This window comes from Streptomyces sp. M-16 (genome assembly GCF_052114405.1).
Lineage (GTDB): Bacteria > Actinomycetota > Actinomycetes > Streptomycetales > Streptomycetaceae > Streptomyces.
Genome location: NZ_JBFRER010000337.1, coordinates 1 through 480 on the forward strand (window position 1 = coordinate 1; position 480 = coordinate 480).

General features: G+C 45.2%; 1 rRNA gene. It reads right to left on the reverse strand.

The features are described 5' to 3' along the window. A 23S ribosomal RNA gene (locus AB4039_RS42440) occupies nucleotides 1-453 on the reverse strand; the annotation flags it as partial. Nucleotides 454-480 lie beyond the last annotated feature (27 nt).

Consider the following 480-nt stretch of genomic DNA (forward strand, 5'->3'; position numbering starts at 1 on the left):
TTCCTTCACAGTACTTGTTCACTATCGGTCTTTCAGGAGTATTTAGCCTTGGAGGATGGTCCCCCCATATTCAGACAGGATTTCACGTGTCCCGCCATACTCATTTATCATCTATGTATACCTTTCGAATACCGGGCTATCACCGTCTATGGCTGTTCTTTCCAGAACATTCTTCTAAATATATAAAGACTTTTGGGCTAATCCGCGTTCGCTCGCCACTACTTACGGAATCTCTTCGATTTCTTTTCCTCCGGGTACTTAGATGTTTCAGTTCTCCGGGTTTGCTCTTTAAATAAATTTAAAGTGACATGTCTTCAACATGCCGGGTTGCCCCATTCGGACATCTCGGGATCAATTCGTGTGTGCCAATCCCCCGAGCTTTTCGCAGCTTACCACGTCCTTCGTCGCCTCTGAAAGCCTAGGCATCCGCCATACGCCCTTAACGATTTCTTTCCTATTATTTTTAGGTTACTCAAGCAC